This is a genomic window from Oribacterium sp. P9 (assembly GCF_046365365.1).
GTDB lineage: Bacteria > Bacillota > Clostridia > Lachnospirales > Lachnospiraceae > Oribacterium.
In genome coordinates, this window is the sequence record NZ_JBKEIS010000003.1 from 1 (window position 1) to 17,042 (window position 17,042).

Here is a 17,042-nt window from a genome sequence, read left to right on the forward strand (position 1 = left end):
TTTTGAGCTCTCTGTACTTCACTTCGATCGGCCAGCGATAGAAATAAAGTTCACGGAACATCGACGGCGTAATGCCTGGATCAAAAATGTTTGTAGCGAGATATTCCTGGGTTCCATTCGGAAGGTCGACCTCGACGACTCGTATCTTTACATCTTCTGTTCCAGATTTTGGGTTGCCCGGTAGGATGGACATGGTATCGCCTTTGCAGTTTTTAACTATCTTTGTGTTGGCTTTCAAGCGCATAAGGCAAAGATGATTTCGTTCAGAAAAGAAGCGAAACATACCTTCAGAGTAATAGCCTCGATCAAATATGACGATGCTGTTATCGGCGAAGATATCAAGTGCTTCAAGATTTGCGATGTGTTCCTTCGCTGCCGTACGCTCAGAGGCCAAATACGGGCTGAGAGAAGCGTGAACGATGTAATCGTCCAGAACATCATAGATGATCGATGCCAGCCCCGAAGTGAAACGTCGCTCTGGATTTGGATAGGTCGACATTTCGCCAAAGAATTCGAAATTGGATTTCGAATTAGGTAGTTCGATCTTGGAACCATCAACAGCTAAAAGATGGTAACCGTTCCATGTCCGTCTTTGAGGCTGCTGCTTATAAAACAAATCAACGGAGATGTTAAAGAGTGAAAGGAATAAATCCGGGTGAATGGACTGGCGGGCTTTGGAGAGCGCCTGCTTGGAAACATCAGGAAATTCAAGGTTTTTCAGCTCCGTTCGGATTTTGAAAAGGTTCTGATACATGGACGCTTTCGAGGTGAAGAGCAGGTACATGATTACATGAAAAATCGATAGTTTCCGCTTACGGACGAAGCGATTTTTTTCACGATAAGCATCGAGGTTATCCGGATTTGTGATATAATCACGGATGGATTGAATAATGTTTTTGCAGATGTTGATTCGATTCATAAGACTGACCTCCTTGAAGTGCGGTTAAGGGTTCGCGCCGCTGCGAACATCCCCTTGACTGACAAGGTCGCGAAGCGACCTCACTTTCGGGAGGTTTTGTCAAGTCTTTTGATAAATTTATTTGTAAAAAAATAAGACCCACGCTTTCGCGTGGATCTAAATGTTAAGTTGACGACATTGGGGTCAGACCCCATTAAGATTTTCTTAAGAGTGAAAAAACGCTGATCTGCGTAGTGCAGGTCAGCGTTTTTGGTATGTCGATGCAGAGAAGTGTCTGGCGCGATTTGCACCGTTTATCATGAAGACTTAAGCTGGCCAGTTCTTCCGAAGTGCAGCGTAGGAGATCAGGAAGTTTGCGAGCCAGCCGGCCGGGACGGCGAGCCAGACGAAGGCGATGCCGAAGCGTGGGGCGAAGATGAGCGCGACGGACATACGGATGGCGAGGTTCACCATGTTTGCGATGAGGAACGGCTTCATGATGCCGAGGCCACGGAGCACACCGTCGGTAGCCATCTTGATGCCCATGAAGATGAAGAAGTAGCCGAGCCACTTCATGTAGCCTGCGGAGACTTCATAGGCGAGGGCGGTACCGTCCTTACCGAGGAAGAGGGCGGAAATCTGCGTATGCAGTGTTTCGATGACGACGAAGGCGAGCACGGCGAAGCAGACGTCCAGCAGAAGTGCAGCGCGGTAGCCTTTTCGTATACGATCGGTTTTCTTCGCACCCAGGTTCTGTGAAACGTACGGGGAGACAGCATTGCCGATCGACACAAACATCAGCGAGAACACATTCTCGACGCGCATGGTCGCGGAGTAGCCGGCGAGCGCCTGGGTGCCAAATGGGTTCACGACGGCCTGGACGATCATCATACCGATCGAGACCGTGGACTGCTGGAGGACCGAAGGCACGGCGATTTCCAGCATTGCCCGAAGCGCCTGAAGGTCGAACCAGGCGAAGCGGCCCGGATAGCGGCGCATCCGGCGCAAGAAGATCAGTAGTGAGAAGATGGCAGAGATGCCCTGTGAAATGAGTGTTGCGAGGGCGGCACCGAAGACACCCATGCCGAGGCTCGCCACCATCCAGAGATCCATGAAGATGTTCAGCACGGACGAGAAGATGAGGAGTGCAAGCGGGATGCGTGACTCTCCGATCGAGGTGAACATGTTCGACAGGATGTTGTACATGAAGAGGAACGGGAAACCGAGGAAGTAGACGCGGAGGTAGAGTGTCGCCGTGTCGAGGATGTCAGCGGGGGTCTGGAGCAGGCGCATCATCGGGCGGGAGAGCACGAAGCCGAGGCCGCCGAGGAGGATGCTGAGGACCAGAAAGCTGATGAGTGAGGTTGACACGATCGTTTTCATACGCTCATAGTTGCGTGCGCCGAATGCGCGGCTCACGAGCACGCCGGCGCCGACACCGCCGCCGAGTGCGATACAGATGAAGACGTTCGTCAGTGCGGCACAGGCACCGACCGCCGCCAGCGCGGCGGAGCCGACGTACTGGCCGACGATAATCGAGTCGGCCATGTTGTAGACCTGCTGGAAAAAGCTGCCGAGAATCATCGGCAGCGCGAAGATCGTGAGCGCGCGAAGAGGCGCGTCTGTGATGAGGTATTCGTCTTTTGTAGTCATAGCCATGATAGATCCTTCTGAATGATAAGATAAGACTGCTGCGGAGCGCGGAGATCTCGATGCTCGTAATCCGCGCGTTCAGGCATATAGCGTAGATAGGATAGCACCGGAGCGCGGACCGACGCAAGCCTGCTTTCATCGACCGTCATCTTAAGAATTTCGTAATGGGGTCTGACCCCATTAAATTTTTCTAAACAGAATCTAAACAGAAGTTTATGGGGTCAGACCCCATAAACTTTCGGTATGTAAAAAATGCTTTACTTTTGGCGCGACGGTGTATAATAAGAAACACATGGTGTATAGAAAGTGAGGCATGATATGAATTTTTCAGAGTGTATAGAGCAGGCGAGAACGCGCATCGGGAAGTACTGTAAGGCGTGCCTGGAGTGCAACGGGCGTGCATGCCGGAACCAGATTCCGGGTCCGGGCGCGAAGGGCGTCGGTGACACGGCGATCCGCAACTATGATAAGTGGAAGGAGATTCGTCTCCAGATGGATACGCTGGTAGAGAAGCGTCCGGTCGACACCTCCCTCGAGCTGTTCGGAAAGACCTTCCAGTATCCGTTTTTCGCGGGTCCGGTCGGTGCGGTGAATCTGCACTACGGTGATGCGCTGAACGATATCTCCTACAACGACATCCTGGTGTCTGCGTGTGCGGAGCATGGCATCGCAGCGTTCACCGGTGACGGCACGAATCCGGAGGTGATGGTGGCCGCGACCACAGCCGTAAAGAAGGCCGGTGGTCTCGGCATCCCGACGGTGAAGCCGTGGAACATCGAGACGGTGCGCGAGAAGATGGCGCTTGTAAAGGAGGCCAATGCTTTCGCCGTAGCGATGGATGTCGATGCGGCCGGTCTTCCTTTCCTGAAGAACCTGACCCCGCCGGCCGGCAGTAAGTCGGTGGAGGAGCTTCATGAAATCGTAGAGGCAGCGGGTGTGCCGTTCATCGTGAAGGGCATCATGACCGTGAAGGGTGCGCTGAAGGCACAGGAGGCCGGTGCGGCGGCTATCGTGGTTTCGAACCACGGCGGACGTGTGCTCGACCAGTGTCCGGCGACGGCAGAAGTGCTCGAGGAGATCGTGAAGGCCGTGCGTGCGACCGGCAGCGATATGAAGATCTTCGTCGACGGCGGTATCCGTTCAGGTGCCGACGTATTTAAGGCCCTGGCACTCGGCGCTGACGCCGTCATCATTGCCCGTCCGTTCGTGACGGCGGTGTACGGTGGCGCGGAGGAAGGCGTCGAGGCGTACATCCAGAAGATCGGCAGCGAGCTGAAGGACACCATGGAGATGTGCGGTGTGAGCACGCTTGCGGAGATCACGAGAGACTGCGTGCGGGTGTAAAACTTCATAGATTATGTGGATAGCGAGGGGAGCCGGGTGACTGGCTCCCTGATTTTGAAATAAAAAAGGAGAAGAGCGTGATGAAGATGACGACGCTGTGTTATATCGAAAAAGAGGGGAAGTACCTGATGCTTCACCGGGTGAAGAAGCACCATGACATCAATGCCGGAAAGTGGATCGGTGTCGGGGGACATGTGGAAAACGGTGAGACGCCGGAGGAGTGCCTGCTTCGCGAGGTGAAGGAGGAGACGGGGCTCGTGCTGACGGCGTATCGCCTCCGCGGTCTCGTGACCTTTCTCAGTGACGTCTGCGAGCCGGAGCTTATGTGTGTCTTCACCGCGGATGCCTTTGACGGCGAGATGATCGAGTGCGATGAAGGCGAGCTCGCATGGGTGGAGAAGTCGGACGTTCTTGCGCTCCCGACCTGGGAAGGTGATCGCGTCTTCCTCGAGCGCCTCCTCTCCGGGGATGAGCGCTTCTTCTCCATTAAACTCCGTTATGAAGGTGATAAGCTCGTGGAAAAGAAGATTACGGATTACTGAATTCTATTCGCAGATCCGGTGATTTCCGGAAAAAAGCATTACGGATGTTGACATAATGTAGGTCATGATGTATATTCTTAATAGGAATTAATCCTATTAAGAAATGGCGGAGGCGACATGGAGAGAAGAAACACCGTGCAGAAAGATCTCGTTCGAAATGCGGTTCTGACGATGAAACGTCATGTGACGGCAGAGGAGGTTTACGAATACGTCCGGCAGGAACACCCTGGCATCGGGAAGGGTACGGTGTACAGAAATCTCGGCATCCTCTCAGAGGAGGGAAGTATCCGTCGCATCGAGGTTCCAAATGGGCCGGATCGTTTCGATTTCACATTGCGAAATCACTACCATGGGCGCTGCGTGCGCTGCGGAGAGGTGTTCGATGTAGACATCGACGAAATGCCGGGTCTCATAGAGCGGATCCGCGATCCGCATGGGATGCAGTTCCTGAGTTACGATATCATGTTTAAGGCGATCTGCCCTGCATGTCAGATGCAGGAATGACGAAAAAATCAGGAGGAAAAAAGATGAAGTACGTATGTGATGTATGTGGATGGGAGTATGACGAGGAGCAGGGATACCCGGATGGTGGTATCGCACCTGGCACGAAGTGGGAAGATGTTCCGGAGGATTTCGAGTGCCCGCTGTGCTCGGTTGGTAAGGACCAGTTCTCTGCAGAGGCTTAAAACCCGGCTGTGCTGGAGAAACGGATGCATATCCCGGACTATGTAGAGGGTGAGAGCCTGAAACCAGGCTGTGCTGGAGAAACGCACAAAGAGTTCTCACCGAAATGAATGTGGTATAAAACGAGAGGGACGCCGATTGGCGTCCTTTTTGTAACTCGGTGCATCGGATCGGCCCACTTCTCGATCGTGCTTATGTAATTCGTGGATATGTTTTCGTCCCTGGGTGCTCGTCTGAAACTATGTCAGTCATTCGAAAAAGTGAGTTTTCCGGCGCGTGATTTTTCTTGACATCCGGGTTAGACGGTACTAACATTTGGAGGTTAGCAGAAACTAACATTTATTGATCAATCAGTAGGATAGAATCATGTTAAAGGTAAAGGATCTGAAGAATCTGAAGAAGCTTGGTGTTTTTGCAGGTGGTGTGCTGTTCGGTACCGCTTGCGGTGCTGTCGGCGATCAAGGAAGCGCGGAATTACGGTATCTCCATCAAGGGCGGCAAGTTCATGGAAGCCGTGTCGGAGGCGGATGTCGGTGTCGCCATCGGCTCCGGCGCAGCGATCACGCGTGAAATCGCGGACATCACCATCTCCGCGGACGACCTCATGGAGCTCGTCGTACTTCGGCGTCTGAGCCGCGCACTGATGAACCGTGTACACGGTGACTACCGCTTCATCGTCGGCTTTAATTCCCTGCTGATCGCCCTCGGCATCGGTGGGCTCATCACCCCGTCGACCTCGGCGCTGCTTCATAACAGCTCCACCATGATGGTCGGCATCGACAGCATGACGAACCTGCTGGAAGAGACGAAGTAAAAGCAACTGCAGGCATGGAAGACCCTGAAACTGGACATCATGCCTGCAGTGCACTGAAATAGGAGAGAATATGTCGAATCTGATTGTAATCGTCGTGCTGCTGCTCATCGTGGCCTGGGCCGTGGAGGAATCGGCGAAGCATCTGCATGGCGAGGGCGGCTGCTGTGGCGGTGGCTCCTGCGAGCGCATCGCGAAGCCAGAAAAGAAAAAACTGGACGGCCCTGTGCTGCACAGCTACGACTTCCAGGTCGAAGGTATGCACTGTGAGAACTGTGCTGCGAAGGTGGCCCGTGCCATCAACGCCATCGACGGTGCCGCGGCTGATGTCAGCCTCCGAAAGAAGCACGCCCACGTCGACTGTGACCGTGACATCGCCCCGGCGACCATCATCGCCGCCGTCGCCCGCGAAGGCTATGCGGTGAAGGAAATCAGCGGCGAGATGAAATAAATAAGCGTTCGGGTCCCTTGCCTGAACGGCTACCGAAATAAATCCGAAACAACAGAAACCCACGCACACCAGCATAACGGTGCGCGTGGCTTTTTGTTGAGCATCAGATGCACCAGGCGGCATAGAGTGGGATCGAGTAGAGCTGGTCCTGCCATCCGAAATTGAGCTCGGAGAAGCGGATCGCGTAGTCCGGCTGGTACTTCTCGCGATAATTTCGGAGGCTGGTGGAGCGCTTGTTGCGACCGGATTTGATTTCGATCGGGATGATCTGCTCATTCAGGTCACTTACCAGATCGATTTCCATGCTTTCAGATGGCTTGAAATAGTAGAGCGCACGGTTCTTACTCGCGAACTGCTGCATCACGTAGTTTTCGGTCACGGCTCCCTTATAAATATTGTGCACATCCGGCAGCAGGTCGCGATAGTGCAGGCCGCACATATGCGTCAGCAGGCCGGTGTCGGAGAGATAGACCTTGAAGCTGTCGCTGTTTTCGTAACCACTGAGCGGTGAGAGTGGTACTTCCAGACGATGGACTTTATAAATCATGCCGGAGGCATCCAGCCAGTCGATCGGCGCGAAGTAATCCCGCTTATTTGCTTTCGGTTTCACTTCACTGTATCTGAACTTCGGATTTTCCTTTGCAAGCTGTCGCGGAATCGAGCGATAAACTTCCGTGATTTTTACGCTTTCCGCAGGACTCGTCACGTATTTCGTCATGTCGGCGAGATAAGCGAGGCGCAGGTTTTCGTAAATCAGCGGATCGACCTCAACCGCCAGTTTTTCGCTTTCCAGATAGGATAAAACGGCCTGTGGCATACCGCCGATATAGAGATAGTCCTGGTACAGACGCAGTGCCTTCTCGTGCACGCCTTCCGCCAGAGGCATTCGCCCGAGGTACGCTTCCCGGATACCATCGCGGAGGAGGTCTTCGCCACAGGCGAGCAGGAACTCTTCGAAATCCATCGGGTACATCTTCAGTATGCGGACCTTTCCCACCGGGAAGGAGCCCTCGAAACGTTTTAGCTTCACGCCGAGGAGACTGCCGGCACAGAGGATGCGATAGGGCTTGTCGGATTCACAGAAGTATTTGAGGGATGTAATCGCTCTTTCGCAGGACTGAATTTCATCGAAAAAGATCGGTGTGGTGTCGTCCACGCGCTGTCCGAGAATCTGACTGATCTGCAGAAGAATCGTCTCCGGATCGAGATTTCCTTTAAACACCGATGCGATATCGGCCCGTTCCTCGAGATTGATATAGATATAGTTCGGATACGTTTCTTCGCAGAATTTCCGGATGATCCAGGTCTTTCCGATCTGCCGAGCACCGATCACCAGCAGCGGTGACGGGATGCGCTTCTGCTCCCACTCCATCAGCTGCTCATAAAATTTTCTATACATGCATCGCACCTCGCTTTCCGTAGTGTACATCATTTCGGGATAATTAACGCTCGTTCCAGGATAGCATGGCTATAGGATGATTGTAGCATCGTAAAGGTAGGAAATCCATGGATCAGACAGCATTTCTGTGAAAAAGATGAAACATTTCAACAAAAAAACGCGAAAAAGATGAAATGCTGCAGGAAATTTATACGAAGAAGATGAAATGCTTCAAGAAAAGCGCATCACTCGGGTTGAAACGAGTGATGCGCTGACACGGTTTTCTGATCTGCGAAGTTTAGTTCACCCACTTTACCTCGCCTTCGAGTTCGACCGGGTAGCGGCGAAGTTCGCTTCCGTCGAGGTCTTCGTGGTGCATGTCGACGGCGTGGATCTGGTGATTGTCGTAGGTCGTGTAGTAGTAGATGCCCTTCGTTGCGTTGCAGCAGGAGGTGTAAATCGTGATCTCATACTTGTCTTCAGCGACCTCACAGCAGCCGCGCTGCTGGTCAACGGAGCCGAGGATATGGAAGAACTGGCTCACACTGGAGCGCTCGTCATCGCCAGAAAGGGAGCTCAGCTTCGTGAAGGCAACCTTCACGAAACGAGACTGACTCGACAGATCGCCCGGGATACCCAGGCCGCCCATGCCACGGCTGTAGGCCTGAAGCGGGAGTACACCGGCGAAGCTGGCATCCGGTTGCTTCCGGGAAACACCCGGGTAGTTGTTGAGGGCGAACATCTGGTTCGGGAACGGTGGATTATTCGTCATGACACCGACCGGGTTATCGTATACATGAAGACCATCCGCCATCGACTCGACGACGATGCACTCATCCCGGTCTGCGATGATCCAGTGGAGCTGTGCTGCCGGCAGCTGCTCGCTGAACGGGGTCTTCAGAAGTCGCAGTGTCGCGAGCTTCGTCCGCGCATCGTCGACCGTTGCACACTGCGCGAGGATCCACGGGATAAATTCGAACTGCGCGACCTGATCGGTCTCTGCTGGCACATCCGGGAGAGCATCCTGATAGACCGCATTGCCCACGAAATTAAGGCCCGCCATGCCGAGACCCTTTTCGTTCACGCCATCATAGTAAAGCGGATAGCCGCCAGCCACGAAGGCCATGCCGATGATCGCGTAGTGCGACTTCAGCTCGCCGGCGTGACGGAACCGGAACGGATAGTTTCGCGGCGTGACCGTCACCTCTTCGCCATAGGAAAGCTCATAATCGAGCGTTCTGCCGATGTAAAAATCCTTCGTCTTATAGGTTGCTGCTGTACACATTGTCTCTTTAAACTCCTTTCGTCAATGTTTATAAATATACGTTCGATGAAACGTCGCCTGAGGTCTGCACGTGCTGCACGCGTGCGTCCAGGGTGGATAAACCACTTACGTTCAGGCAGCGGATAATGATAAAGTGATTGTAGACCGCAGCGGCAGGAGAATCCATAGCTTCACAGAAATTTCACAGGGCGCTGGAAATCCAGCGCCCTGCGTGTATATCTATATGATTCTGTGTATCAATGCACGAAGATCAGTGACAGGATGAATACGACGATGATCGTCGTGACACCCATGACTGCCGTCATACCGGTCTGGCACTTATATGCGTCCTTCGTATCCATGTCGGAGAACTGCGATACAACCCAGAAGTAAGAGTCATTGGCATGAGAAACCGTCATAGAGCCGGCACCGATCGCCATGATGACCAGTACCTTTGCGAGAGGAGATGTGAAGCCGAGGGACGGCATCATTGGCGCAATCATCGCTGAGGTCGTGATCATCGCAACGGTGGATGCACCCATCGCAGTCTTCAGAAGTGCCGCGATGATGAACGGAAGGAAAACGCCGACGCCGAGTCCGAGCAGGGATGCACTGAGTGCGTCCGCGATCGGAAGCTTCTGAAGGATGGCACCGAAGGATCCGCCGGCGCCGGTGATGGCCAGAATACCTGCAGAGTTGGTAACGCCCTCGGTGATCCACTTCAGCGCGTTCTCCTTTTCACTCTTCGGAATCAGCGTCATGGAAAGGAACACACCGATGATCAGCGCGATAACCGGATTACCGATGAAGGAGAAGAAGGACTTCACGGCACCGGAGCCGAATGGTGCGCTTGGGAAATCGCTGACGGACTTCAGTGCGATCAGGATGATCGGAAGAAGAATCGGGGAGAAACTGTGCAGTGCACCTGGCAGCTGGCCGTACTTCTCCATCAGCTCATCGACGGTATACTCCGGATTCGCCGGGATGTCGATCTTGCTGGAAACCTTGTTGGCATATACCAGTGCCGAAGCCACGGCCGGAATGGAAACCAGAAGGCCGACGAGAATCGTGAGTCCGAGGTCTGCTTCCAGCGTGCCCGCCATCGCAATCGGTCCCGGTGTCGGCGGTACCAGACAGTGGGTCGCATAAAGACCACCGGACAGGGCCGTCGCCATCACTGCGAGGGAAATGTTACTGCGGTTTGCCAGTGCCTTCGAAATCGGGCTCAGAATAACGAAACCGGAATCACAGAATACCGGGATACCGGTGATGTAACCGGTGATACCCATCGTCAGCACGCTTCGATCCTTGCCGACGATCTTCAGAATCGAATTTGCCATCGTCAGCGCGGCACCGGTTTTCTCCAGGATGGTGCCGATGATGGTACCACAAAGGATGACGATACCGATGCTTGCGAGGATATTACCGAAGCCGCTCTTCACGGTATCGATGACCTCGCCCGCTGGAATACCACATACCAGACCGACTAAAATCGCAATCACCGTCAGCACCAGGAACGGGTGCATGTTGAACTTTGAAATCGCGATGACCATACAAACAACGGCTAAAAATATAACGCCAAAAATGAATAAACCAGACATTTTCATACCTCCTTTTATTTTTTAAAAAATCTGGTTCCAGTACTCCAGCAGCAGACGAACATAGAATTCCCGCACAAACGCCGTATCCTTTTCGATTCCCAGAAGCTGGTATAGCCGCTTCATCCGATACAGCAAGGAATTCTTATGCAGGTGCAGCCGTTCCGAAGCGCTGGTTGCACTTCCATTTTCCTCGTAGTAGCACTCCGCCGTGTGTAGAAGCAGTTCGGCCTGCTTCTCCCCCTCCTGCAGCAGCCGCTCCGCCATCTCCCGGACGGCCCGATCGCCGCCATAACTGATGAAGCGTCCCAGCAGATACCGCATCCTGCACGAATGCTCTTCGAGATTTTGAATCTCCCCTCCTTTCATCTCTTTCATTATCATCACTTCACGCATACCTTCCGGTATTTCGTTCATCGTTTTACATATACCGCTTATGACGGTCCGCCAGCCAGGGTGCGAGCGGATTTCCGCGATCGGCTTCCCGATACGATTCTGACCATTCCGTTCATCCAGCTGCTCCCGTTCGAAGAGCCGACCAATGTCTCCTTCAGGTGGCGTTGCCTCTGAGGCATCACAGTCACTATGTTCATGTGTCAGCCACTCTTCACTGGATTTCTCCGAAGTATCGCTCAGCAGGATTACATAGCTCTGCTTATAAAAGCCAAATACATCGCGCTGTCGGTCCAGAATCCCCTTCCATACCAGCGACTGAACCGCATGGGACAGTGACTCTACATATTCATCCGTGCTTTCCGCAGTCTCCTGATAAATCAGGATGACCCGATACGGAAATGCGAGATGTACATCCAGAAAATCACAGAGCTGCTGTACCTTTTCGCGTTGCGTCTCATCGCCCAGTATGAGCGAGCGAAGCAGCTGCGTGCCGATCTCCGATTCCATTTTCTGCTTTTGCGCCAGCTGGAACTGTGCAAACTGCTGTGATACATACACACAGAGCAGATTTGCTGTATCCCGAACCTCCGCCTCATCGCCGAACATTCCGACGACACCGATCATCTCATCCTCGAGATAAATCGGCATATTGTAGCCCTCGCGTGCACCTGGGTACGCTGCCAGATTCTCTTTTCGAACCAGCACTGGCTTTCCGGTCGCCAGCACCTCTGCGGCGCCCTGATGAAAGGTGCCGATGCGATTCTTTTCCGTCGACGCGATGATAATCGCGTTCGTATCCATGATATTGATCGTGCGATGACCCACCAGCGCCGACGTCGCTTCCACGAAATCCTGGGCCATCGTTGCTATTTCTTTCATGTCACATTCCGAAATTCACAGGAACAGGCAGTCGCCTGCGCCGAGGTAGCAGTGCCGGATATCCGGACGGGCGTCCAGCATCTCCTGGAGCAGTTCGCCGGAACAGTGGTTGAAGCCGATCAGACGGACACCCATGGCCTTCATCTCATCCAGCGTCTTTTCGATGCGCGGCCGGTCTGCCTCTACGAGGTGCGTACCGCCGAAGACCGCATACACCGGTCGGTGAAAGCGCATCTGCACCGACTTTAGAATATTGAGGATGCCCGGGTGGCTGCAGCCCACGATGACGACGAGTCCCTCCGGCCGTGTCAGCACCAGACAGACTTCATCTGAAAAATCATCCTGCTTCCAGCCCTCCTGATCCCGGAGCACGAAGCGTTTCGGAATCGTCTCGAAATCATGCGTCCGCTGGAATCCACTGACGACATAGCAGTCGTCCTCCAGCTTCATCATCTCACGACAGACGCGATGATCGATCCGACGTTCCTCCATCCAGCGCTCATCGAAGCCGCAGCCGAGATACGTCGCCTTCATCCCATCAAACGCATACTTTTCCTCGAAGTAACCGTCCCCCGTAATCAGCGGGCAGCTCAATCCACCCACAAAAAAGTACGGATATCCACCGCCATGGTCGTAGTGCCCATGACTTCCGACGGCGTAATCGATCGATTTGAGATCTACGTTCAGCTTTACTGCATTGTCATACGCAGCCCGACCGGCACCGAAATCGAAGAGAATCTTCGTCGTCCCGGTGTCCAGCAGAAACGACAGCCCATGCTCAGCCGTCAGTGCCTTCTGCTCGCTTCGGTGGTTATCCATGATTGCGGTCAGCTTCACATCCACACCTCCATTTTCAGTTGTCAATTCACGATCTGTTCTGATAGCTTTATTATCGCACTTTCGGAGATGGATTTCATTGTGCTGAAGCACAAATAAATATGCTGATTTTTAGTGAAATCGACGGATATTTGTGCGGGTTTTATTTTCAGTAACAAAATAGTGCACGGAACGGTCACGGCGTGTCCTCGACTTTTGGGCACAAAGTCTGGTTGAAATAGGATGAAGTGCTTTACATTTCTTTTAAATCGTTCTATACTTCGCTTTGTTCAAAAATGAACTAATCAAAAATGGAGGAAACATGTTCGATATTTCTTTTGCAGATAAGATCAGCCGGGCGTATACGCGGAGCTGTAAGGCGCTTTGTCATGAGCTCGACATCCCGCAGACGGCGTTCGATATCCTGATGTTTCTCGCGAATCATCCGGAGTACAAGAGCGCACGGGATATCGTGGAGATCCGCCGGATCAAGGCGAACCTGGTATCGATCAACGTCGATCGCCTGGTTCAGGAGGGACTGCTCGTGCGCTGCGAGGTCGCGCATGACCGCCGGAAGGTAGAGCTCAAGCTCACGGAGAAGGCGGCACCGATCGTCGAGAAAGGTCGCGCAGTGCAGGCGCAGTTTATCGACACACTGCTCCAGGGCATCGATGAACCGACGCTCGCCGCGTTTCGCGCGGCGTTGATGCAGATGGAGAAAAATATCAATCATACGGAGGCTTAAATTATGTCACTTCTTTTTACGATTATCGTTACCTTTTTCGCCGGCATGGGCGCCGGTCTCGGCACCGGTTTCGCGGGGATGAGCGCAGCCGCCGTGATCACACCGATGCTCATCACCTTCCTCGGCATGGATCCGTATAGGGCTGTCGGGATCGCGCTCTCATCGGATGTGCTGGCGAGCGCGGTTTCTGCCTATACCTATGGAAAGAATCAAAACCTCGACATCCGAAACGGCATCATCATGATGATCAGTGTGCTGATTTTTACCGTCGTCGGGAGCTATATTTCGTCGCTCGTACCATCTGCGACCATGGGGAGCTTCTCTGTCTTCATGACCTTCCTGCTCGGCATCAAGTTTATCGTGAAGCCGGTTATGACGACGAAGGAGTCCATGCAGGGCGTGTCCGCAAAGAAGCGGGCGATCCAGTCCATCCTCTGCGGTGTCCTGATCGGATTTATCTGTGGCTTCATCGGTGCCGGTGGTGGTATGATGATGCTGCTGATCCTCACCTCCGTCCTCGGCTATGAGCTGAAGACCGCCGTGGGCACCAGCGTTTTCATCATGACCTTCACGGCGCTGACCGGCGCGGTTTCTCACTTCGCGATCGGTGGCATGCCGGATGTGACCGTCTGGGTGTTGTGCATCGTGTTCACTTTCCTCTGGGCGCGTGTCGCCGCCGTCTTCGCAAATCGGGCATCCGCGAAGACCCTGAATCGGGCGACCGGCTTCATCCTGGTGATCCTCGGCATCGTCGTGATGGGCTTTCAGTTTTTAAGTTGAGGTAGAGATATGGGAATGGAAATCGAGCGTAAGTGGATGGTGCAGGGCTGGCCGGAGGGCTATCCGCTGCGGAAGGAAGAGGAGATGCGACAGGGCTACGTGTCGGTGCGACCGACCGTGCGGATCCGTGAGGAGAAGCTGCGGGTGTCGGGGGAGGGCGCGCCGCTGAAGGACGAGTTCATCCTCTGCTTCAAGTCGAAGGGACGGCTCAGCCGGAAGGAAATCGAGTTTCCGATCGAGGAGGCGCGCTTCCGCGAGCTCGAGGATCTCATCGGTCTGCCGCTGATCCCGAAGCTTCGCCGGACTTACCTGCTGCCGGATGGCCATCAGCTCGAGGTGAATCATGTAGACGAGGGCGCACCGACCGAGTTCTGGTATGCGGAAGTCGAGTTCAGAAGCGAGGACGAGGCACGGGCCTTCGACCCGGCTTCGGTCGGCCTCGGCGCGTATCTGACGGACGACGTCACCGAGCAGCCGGGCCAGTCGATGGGGGCCTACTGGACAGCGACCCGCCTGCAGCAGGCATGAAGTTCTGCGAAATCGAAGTGATAGTGCCGCTTAGGGTCCCCGGCTTAGATTGAACCGGTCTCGGAGTGCTGTGCCTCCGTTGCCGCCCCTCCGGGTCCCCACTACCAGAACGGTTACAAATCAAAATGGCTGTCGCACCATCGGGTGCGGCAGCCATATAGCGTCTATATCAACATGTAACAGATGGAGCCCTCTGCACGAGCACCCCGGGCTTACGCAGCGATCGCCACGTCCTTCGCGGCGGCGCGGTCGTTGATGAGCCAGACACCGGCGACCAGCGTGAGCGGCAGCAGCTCGAGGAGGATGGCGTGCGCACCGAAGCGATCACTCATGAAGACGGAGATGACGACGGCGGCATAGAAGAAAACGAGGGTCGCGGTGTAGAAGAGTCCCTGCCGGAAGCTTTCGTGCTTTCCGGTGAGGATATAGTCGATCCAGCCGAAGAGTGCCTGCTTCGAATTATTCGAGCAGAAGATCGTCGCGCTGTTGAAGCCCTCGGCACCGGTGAAGGTGCCCCACTGGATACCGGTCAGGAAAAAGATCGGATAGAGCGCGAGTGCGCCCTGCGTGGCTTCCGGGATCGCTGCCGAAATCAGGATGCAGGCAAGCTGTGATACGAGGCAGGTGATTTCTGCGATGCGACGGTCCTTCATCTGCAGGATGTGCGTAAGTGCGAGTGAAAACAGAAAGACCAGCAGTGCACCGGCGCGAAACAGCGCGTCCTCGACATTGTCCCCGAGCAGCAGATGCCGGAAGACATTTGCGAGATTCGAGGTGACGGCCTGCCCGAACGAACCGCGGACCAGGATGCCGTACATGCCGGCGTAGCCGCCCATGAAGGCCATGCAAAGATGAATCAACAGGTTTCTTCTTGATTTGATCAGTTTCATTGCGAACTCCTGTGATGGAAAATTTCAAACGTTCCGACTATAACACTCTGCTCTATGAAATTCCACCATAATATTTCCGAAATTTCAGGATAAACACGCAGAGATATGCTATATAATTATAAGATTCGTATCAGTTCAGTCGAGCCAGGGGCCCCTGGCGCTGATCCTTACTGGTACGACATCAGAATTCAGAACCGAGGTAAACATATTGAACCAGAAAACTCAGAAAATTACGTTCGGTGCGATGATCACCGCGCTCTTTACGATCCTGCTCCTGATCGACCGCCAGACCGGCTCCATGTTCCAGGGGGCGCTCATCTTCATCCTGCCGATTCCGATGGTCGCCTACGGCGCGCGTTACGGTCTCTGCTCGAGCTTCGCGGTCTGGATCGCATCCACGCTGATGGCCGTGTTCTTCAGTCTGCCGACGACGCTCATCTACTCGTCCTGCATGGCCTTCATTGGCATGATCCTCGGCAGTCGTATCCACGATAAGAAGGATATGACTCGTACCCTCCTACTCGTGATGCTACTCTCGATCATCGCGGAGCTGGTCAATGTCCTCCTCCTCGCGGTCATCTCGGGCACGACGCTCGATCAGGATGTCCTCGAGATGCAGACGATCATGACGGAGGCCCTTAACTCGGCACAGAAGTTCACCGGTGCCGGAGCGACCGCGCAGAGCGCTGCCCAGATGGATGTCTTCCGGCAGATGCTGACGCCGGATTTTCTGAAGCGTATCCTGATCATTTCCGTCGCCTTCACCGGTGCCGTCCAGGGCTTTATCATCTATGAGCTCAGCCTTCTGATCCTGCGTCGTCTCCACGTGGCGGTACCGCAGCCGAAGCCGATCATCGAGTATTACCCGCCGCGCTGGCTGGGCGTCCTGTCCATCCTCGCCTTCTTCGCTTATAATTACACCTTCGCGAAGCCGCTCGAGAACGCGATCCTCCAGAGCCTGCTCCAGATCATCGGCATCGTCGGCTATATCATCCTGATGTGCTTCGGTGCGATCGCGATCTCGCTTCTGATCCGTCTCTTCCTGACCCGTGCGAAGCTCGTGAACGGCCTTCTCACGGCACTCAGCATTTTCGTGATGCCGCAGATCCTGCTGATCCTCGGCATCTTCTACATCTCCGGCTCGCTCCACGACTACATCGCGCGACGCTTCGGTCTGCAGACCGCCGCTGCCGACGGCCGCACTGTGGATGGGCGTGCCACCCGTGCGGCGGACCGTCAGCATTGGTCCGATGCAGGCGACCACAGCCTGTCTGACCGTGCCCGCCTCGTACCGACGCCGAAGGACGGTGGCGACATCATCGACCTCGGACCAGACGACGCCACGGATGTGAAGTGAGCAATCACGGACAGAAATCTAACAAACA

The 17,042-nt window shown here is 54.3% G+C and carries 17 protein-coding genes and 1 pseudogene; 10 read left to right on the forward strand and 8 right to left on the reverse strand.

Annotated features, from left to right (window positions below; genetic code table 11):
• Window positions 1-919: IS4 family transposase (locus ACK8P7_RS03395; RefSeq protein ID WP_410042825.1), on the reverse strand; the 919-nt coding region annotated here is incomplete at its 3' end.
• 306 nt (window positions 920-1,225) lie between these two features.
• A complete protein-coding gene (locus ACK8P7_RS03400; protein WP_410042826.1) occupies window positions 1,226-2,557 on the reverse strand; it encodes an MATE family efflux transporter in 1,332 nt (443 codons plus the stop codon).
• 312 nt (window positions 2,558-2,869) lie between these two features.
• On the opposite strand from ACK8P7_RS03400, the gene ACK8P7_RS03405 reads away from it, so the two are divergent.
• The 6 genes and pseudogenes from ACK8P7_RS03405 (at window position 2,870) to ACK8P7_RS03430 (ending at window position 6,383) form a co-directional block, all read left to right on the forward strand.
• Window positions 2,870-3,895: an alpha-hydroxy-acid oxidizing protein gene (locus ACK8P7_RS03405; RefSeq protein ID WP_410042827.1), complete on the forward strand. Its 1,026-nt coding sequence runs from the start codon at window positions 2,870-2,872 to the stop codon at window positions 3,893-3,895.
• A gap of 80 nt (window positions 3,896-3,975) precedes the next feature.
• Window positions 3,976-4,437, forward strand: a complete 462-nt coding sequence (locus ACK8P7_RS03410; protein ID WP_410042828.1) for an NUDIX hydrolase — start codon at window positions 3,976-3,978, stop codon at window positions 4,435-4,437.
• A 117-nt stretch (window positions 4,438-4,554) separates the two neighbouring features.
• On the forward strand, window positions 4,555-4,941 hold the full coding sequence (locus ACK8P7_RS03415) for a Fur family transcriptional regulator (protein WP_410042829.1): 387 nt from the start codon (window positions 4,555-4,557) through the stop codon (window positions 4,939-4,941).
• 23 nt (window positions 4,942-4,964) lie between these two features.
• Window positions 4,965-5,123: a rubredoxin gene (locus ACK8P7_RS03420; protein ID WP_410042830.1), complete on the forward strand. Its 159-nt coding sequence runs from the start codon at window positions 4,965-4,967 to the stop codon at window positions 5,121-5,123.
• 509 nt (window positions 5,124-5,632) lie between these two features.
• Window positions 5,633-5,935: pseudogene (locus ACK8P7_RS03425) on the forward strand (heavy metal translocating P-type ATPase); the annotation flags it as partial.
• A gap of 70 nt (window positions 5,936-6,005) precedes the next feature.
• The gene (locus ACK8P7_RS03430; RefSeq protein WP_410042831.1) at window positions 6,006-6,383 is read left to right on the forward strand and encodes a heavy-metal-associated domain-containing protein; all 378 of its coding nucleotides are present in this window, start codon (window positions 6,006-6,008) and stop codon (window positions 6,381-6,383) included.
• 103 nt (window positions 6,384-6,486) lie between these two features.
• Here the strand turns inward: ACK8P7_RS03430 and ACK8P7_RS03435 are convergent, their stop codons facing one another.
• From ACK8P7_RS03435 to ACK8P7_RS03455, 5 genes are all read right to left on the reverse strand, one after another.
• Entirely contained in the window at window positions 6,487-7,782 is a 1,296-nt protein-coding gene (locus tag ACK8P7_RS03435) for an ATP-binding protein (protein ID WP_410042832.1), read from the reverse strand.
• 277 nt (window positions 7,783-8,059) lie between these two features.
• Complete coding sequence (gene bsh / locus ACK8P7_RS03440) at window positions 8,060-9,046, reverse strand: choloylglycine hydrolase (protein ID WP_410042833.1); 987 nt, start codon at window positions 9,044-9,046, stop codon at window positions 8,060-8,062.
• Between the two features lie 236 nt (window positions 9,047-9,282).
• Entirely contained in the window at window positions 9,283-10,626 is a 1,344-nt protein-coding gene (locus tag ACK8P7_RS03445) for a GntP family permease (protein WP_410042834.1), read from the reverse strand.
• Between the two features lie 21 nt (window positions 10,627-10,647).
• Window positions 10,648-11,898, reverse strand: a complete 1,251-nt coding sequence (locus ACK8P7_RS03450) for a CdaR family transcriptional regulator (RefSeq protein WP_410042835.1) — start codon at window positions 11,896-11,898, stop codon at window positions 10,648-10,650.
• Between the two features lie 15 nt (window positions 11,899-11,913).
• Complete coding sequence (locus ACK8P7_RS03455; protein ID WP_410042964.1) at window positions 11,914-12,717, reverse strand: MBL fold metallo-hydrolase; 804 nt, start codon at window positions 12,715-12,717, stop codon at window positions 11,914-11,916.
• A gap of 319 nt (window positions 12,718-13,036) precedes the next feature.
• On the opposite strand from ACK8P7_RS03455, the gene ACK8P7_RS03460 reads away from it, so the two are divergent.
• The 3 genes from ACK8P7_RS03460 to ACK8P7_RS03470 are packed head-to-tail and all read left to right on the forward strand — an operon-like array spanning window position 13,037 to window position 14,767.
• Complete coding sequence (locus tag ACK8P7_RS03460) at window positions 13,037-13,459, forward strand: MarR family winged helix-turn-helix transcriptional regulator (RefSeq protein WP_410042836.1); 423 nt, start codon at window positions 13,037-13,039, stop codon at window positions 13,457-13,459.
• A gap of 3 nt (window positions 13,460-13,462) precedes the next feature.
• Complete coding sequence (locus ACK8P7_RS03465; RefSeq protein ID WP_410042837.1) at window positions 13,463-14,239, forward strand: sulfite exporter TauE/SafE family protein; 777 nt, start codon at window positions 13,463-13,465, stop codon at window positions 14,237-14,239.
• A gap of 9 nt (window positions 14,240-14,248) precedes the next feature.
• Window positions 14,249-14,767, forward strand: a complete 519-nt coding sequence (locus tag ACK8P7_RS03470; RefSeq protein ID WP_410042838.1) for a CYTH domain-containing protein — start codon at window positions 14,249-14,251, stop codon at window positions 14,765-14,767.
• A 212-nt stretch (window positions 14,768-14,979) separates the two neighbouring features.
• Here ACK8P7_RS03470 and ACK8P7_RS03475 read toward each other — a convergent pair whose 3' ends face one another.
• Complete coding sequence (locus ACK8P7_RS03475) at window positions 14,980-15,657, reverse strand: DUF1275 family protein (protein WP_410042839.1); 678 nt, start codon at window positions 15,655-15,657, stop codon at window positions 14,980-14,982.
• Between the two features lie 208 nt (window positions 15,658-15,865).
• Here ACK8P7_RS03475 and ACK8P7_RS03480 point away from each other — a divergent pair, with 208 nt between their 5' ends.
• Window positions 15,866-17,014: a DUF2232 domain-containing protein gene (locus ACK8P7_RS03480; RefSeq protein WP_410042840.1), complete on the forward strand. Its 1,149-nt coding sequence runs from the start codon at window positions 15,866-15,868 to the stop codon at window positions 17,012-17,014.
• Window positions 17,015-17,042: the final 28 nt, after the last annotated feature.

Bases quoted from the DNA above. Each gene is read 5' to 3' on its own strand.
- ACK8P7_RS03400 (WP_410042826.1), bottom strand. From the start codon at position 2,557: ATGGCTATGACTACAAAAGACGAATACCTCATCACAGACGCGCCTCTT.
- ACK8P7_RS03405 (WP_410042827.1), top strand. From the start codon at position 2,870: ATGAATTTTTCAGAGTGTATAGAGCAGGCGAGAACGCGCATCGGGAAG.
- ACK8P7_RS03410 (WP_410042828.1), top strand. From the start codon at position 3,976: ATGAAGATGACGACGCTGTGTTATATCGAAAAAGAGGGGAAGTACCTG.
- ACK8P7_RS03415 (WP_410042829.1), top strand. From the start codon at position 4,555: ATGGAGAGAAGAAACACCGTGCAGAAAGATCTCGTTCGAAATGCGGTT.
- ACK8P7_RS03420 (WP_410042830.1), top strand. From the start codon at position 4,965: ATGAAGTACGTATGTGATGTATGTGGATGGGAGTATGACGAGGAGCAG.
- ACK8P7_RS03430 (WP_410042831.1), top strand. From the start codon at position 6,006: ATGTCGAATCTGATTGTAATCGTCGTGCTGCTGCTCATCGTGGCCTGG.
- ACK8P7_RS03435 (WP_410042832.1), bottom strand. From the start codon at position 7,782: ATGTATAGAAAATTTTATGAGCAGCTGATGGAGTGGGAGCAGAAGCGC.
- bsh (WP_410042833.1), bottom strand. From the start codon at position 9,046: ATGTGTACAGCAGCAACCTATAAGACGAAGGATTTTTACATCGGCAGA.
- ACK8P7_RS03445 (WP_410042834.1), bottom strand. From the start codon at position 10,626: ATGTCTGGTTTATTCATTTTTGGCGTTATATTTTTAGCCGTTGTTTGT.
- ACK8P7_RS03450 (WP_410042835.1), bottom strand. From the start codon at position 11,898: ATGAAAGAAATAGCAACGATGGCCCAGGATTTCGTGGAAGCGACGTCG.
- ACK8P7_RS03455 (WP_410042964.1), bottom strand. From the start codon at position 12,717: ATGGATAACCACCGAAGCGAGCAGAAGGCACTGACGGCTGAGCATGGG.
- ACK8P7_RS03460 (WP_410042836.1), top strand. From the start codon at position 13,037: ATGTTCGATATTTCTTTTGCAGATAAGATCAGCCGGGCGTATACGCGG.
- ACK8P7_RS03465 (WP_410042837.1), top strand. From the start codon at position 13,463: ATGTCACTTCTTTTTACGATTATCGTTACCTTTTTCGCCGGCATGGGC.
- ACK8P7_RS03470 (WP_410042838.1), top strand. From the start codon at position 14,249: ATGGGAATGGAAATCGAGCGTAAGTGGATGGTGCAGGGCTGGCCGGAG.
- ACK8P7_RS03475 (WP_410042839.1), bottom strand. From the start codon at position 15,657: ATGAAACTGATCAAATCAAGAAGAAACCTGTTGATTCATCTTTGCATG.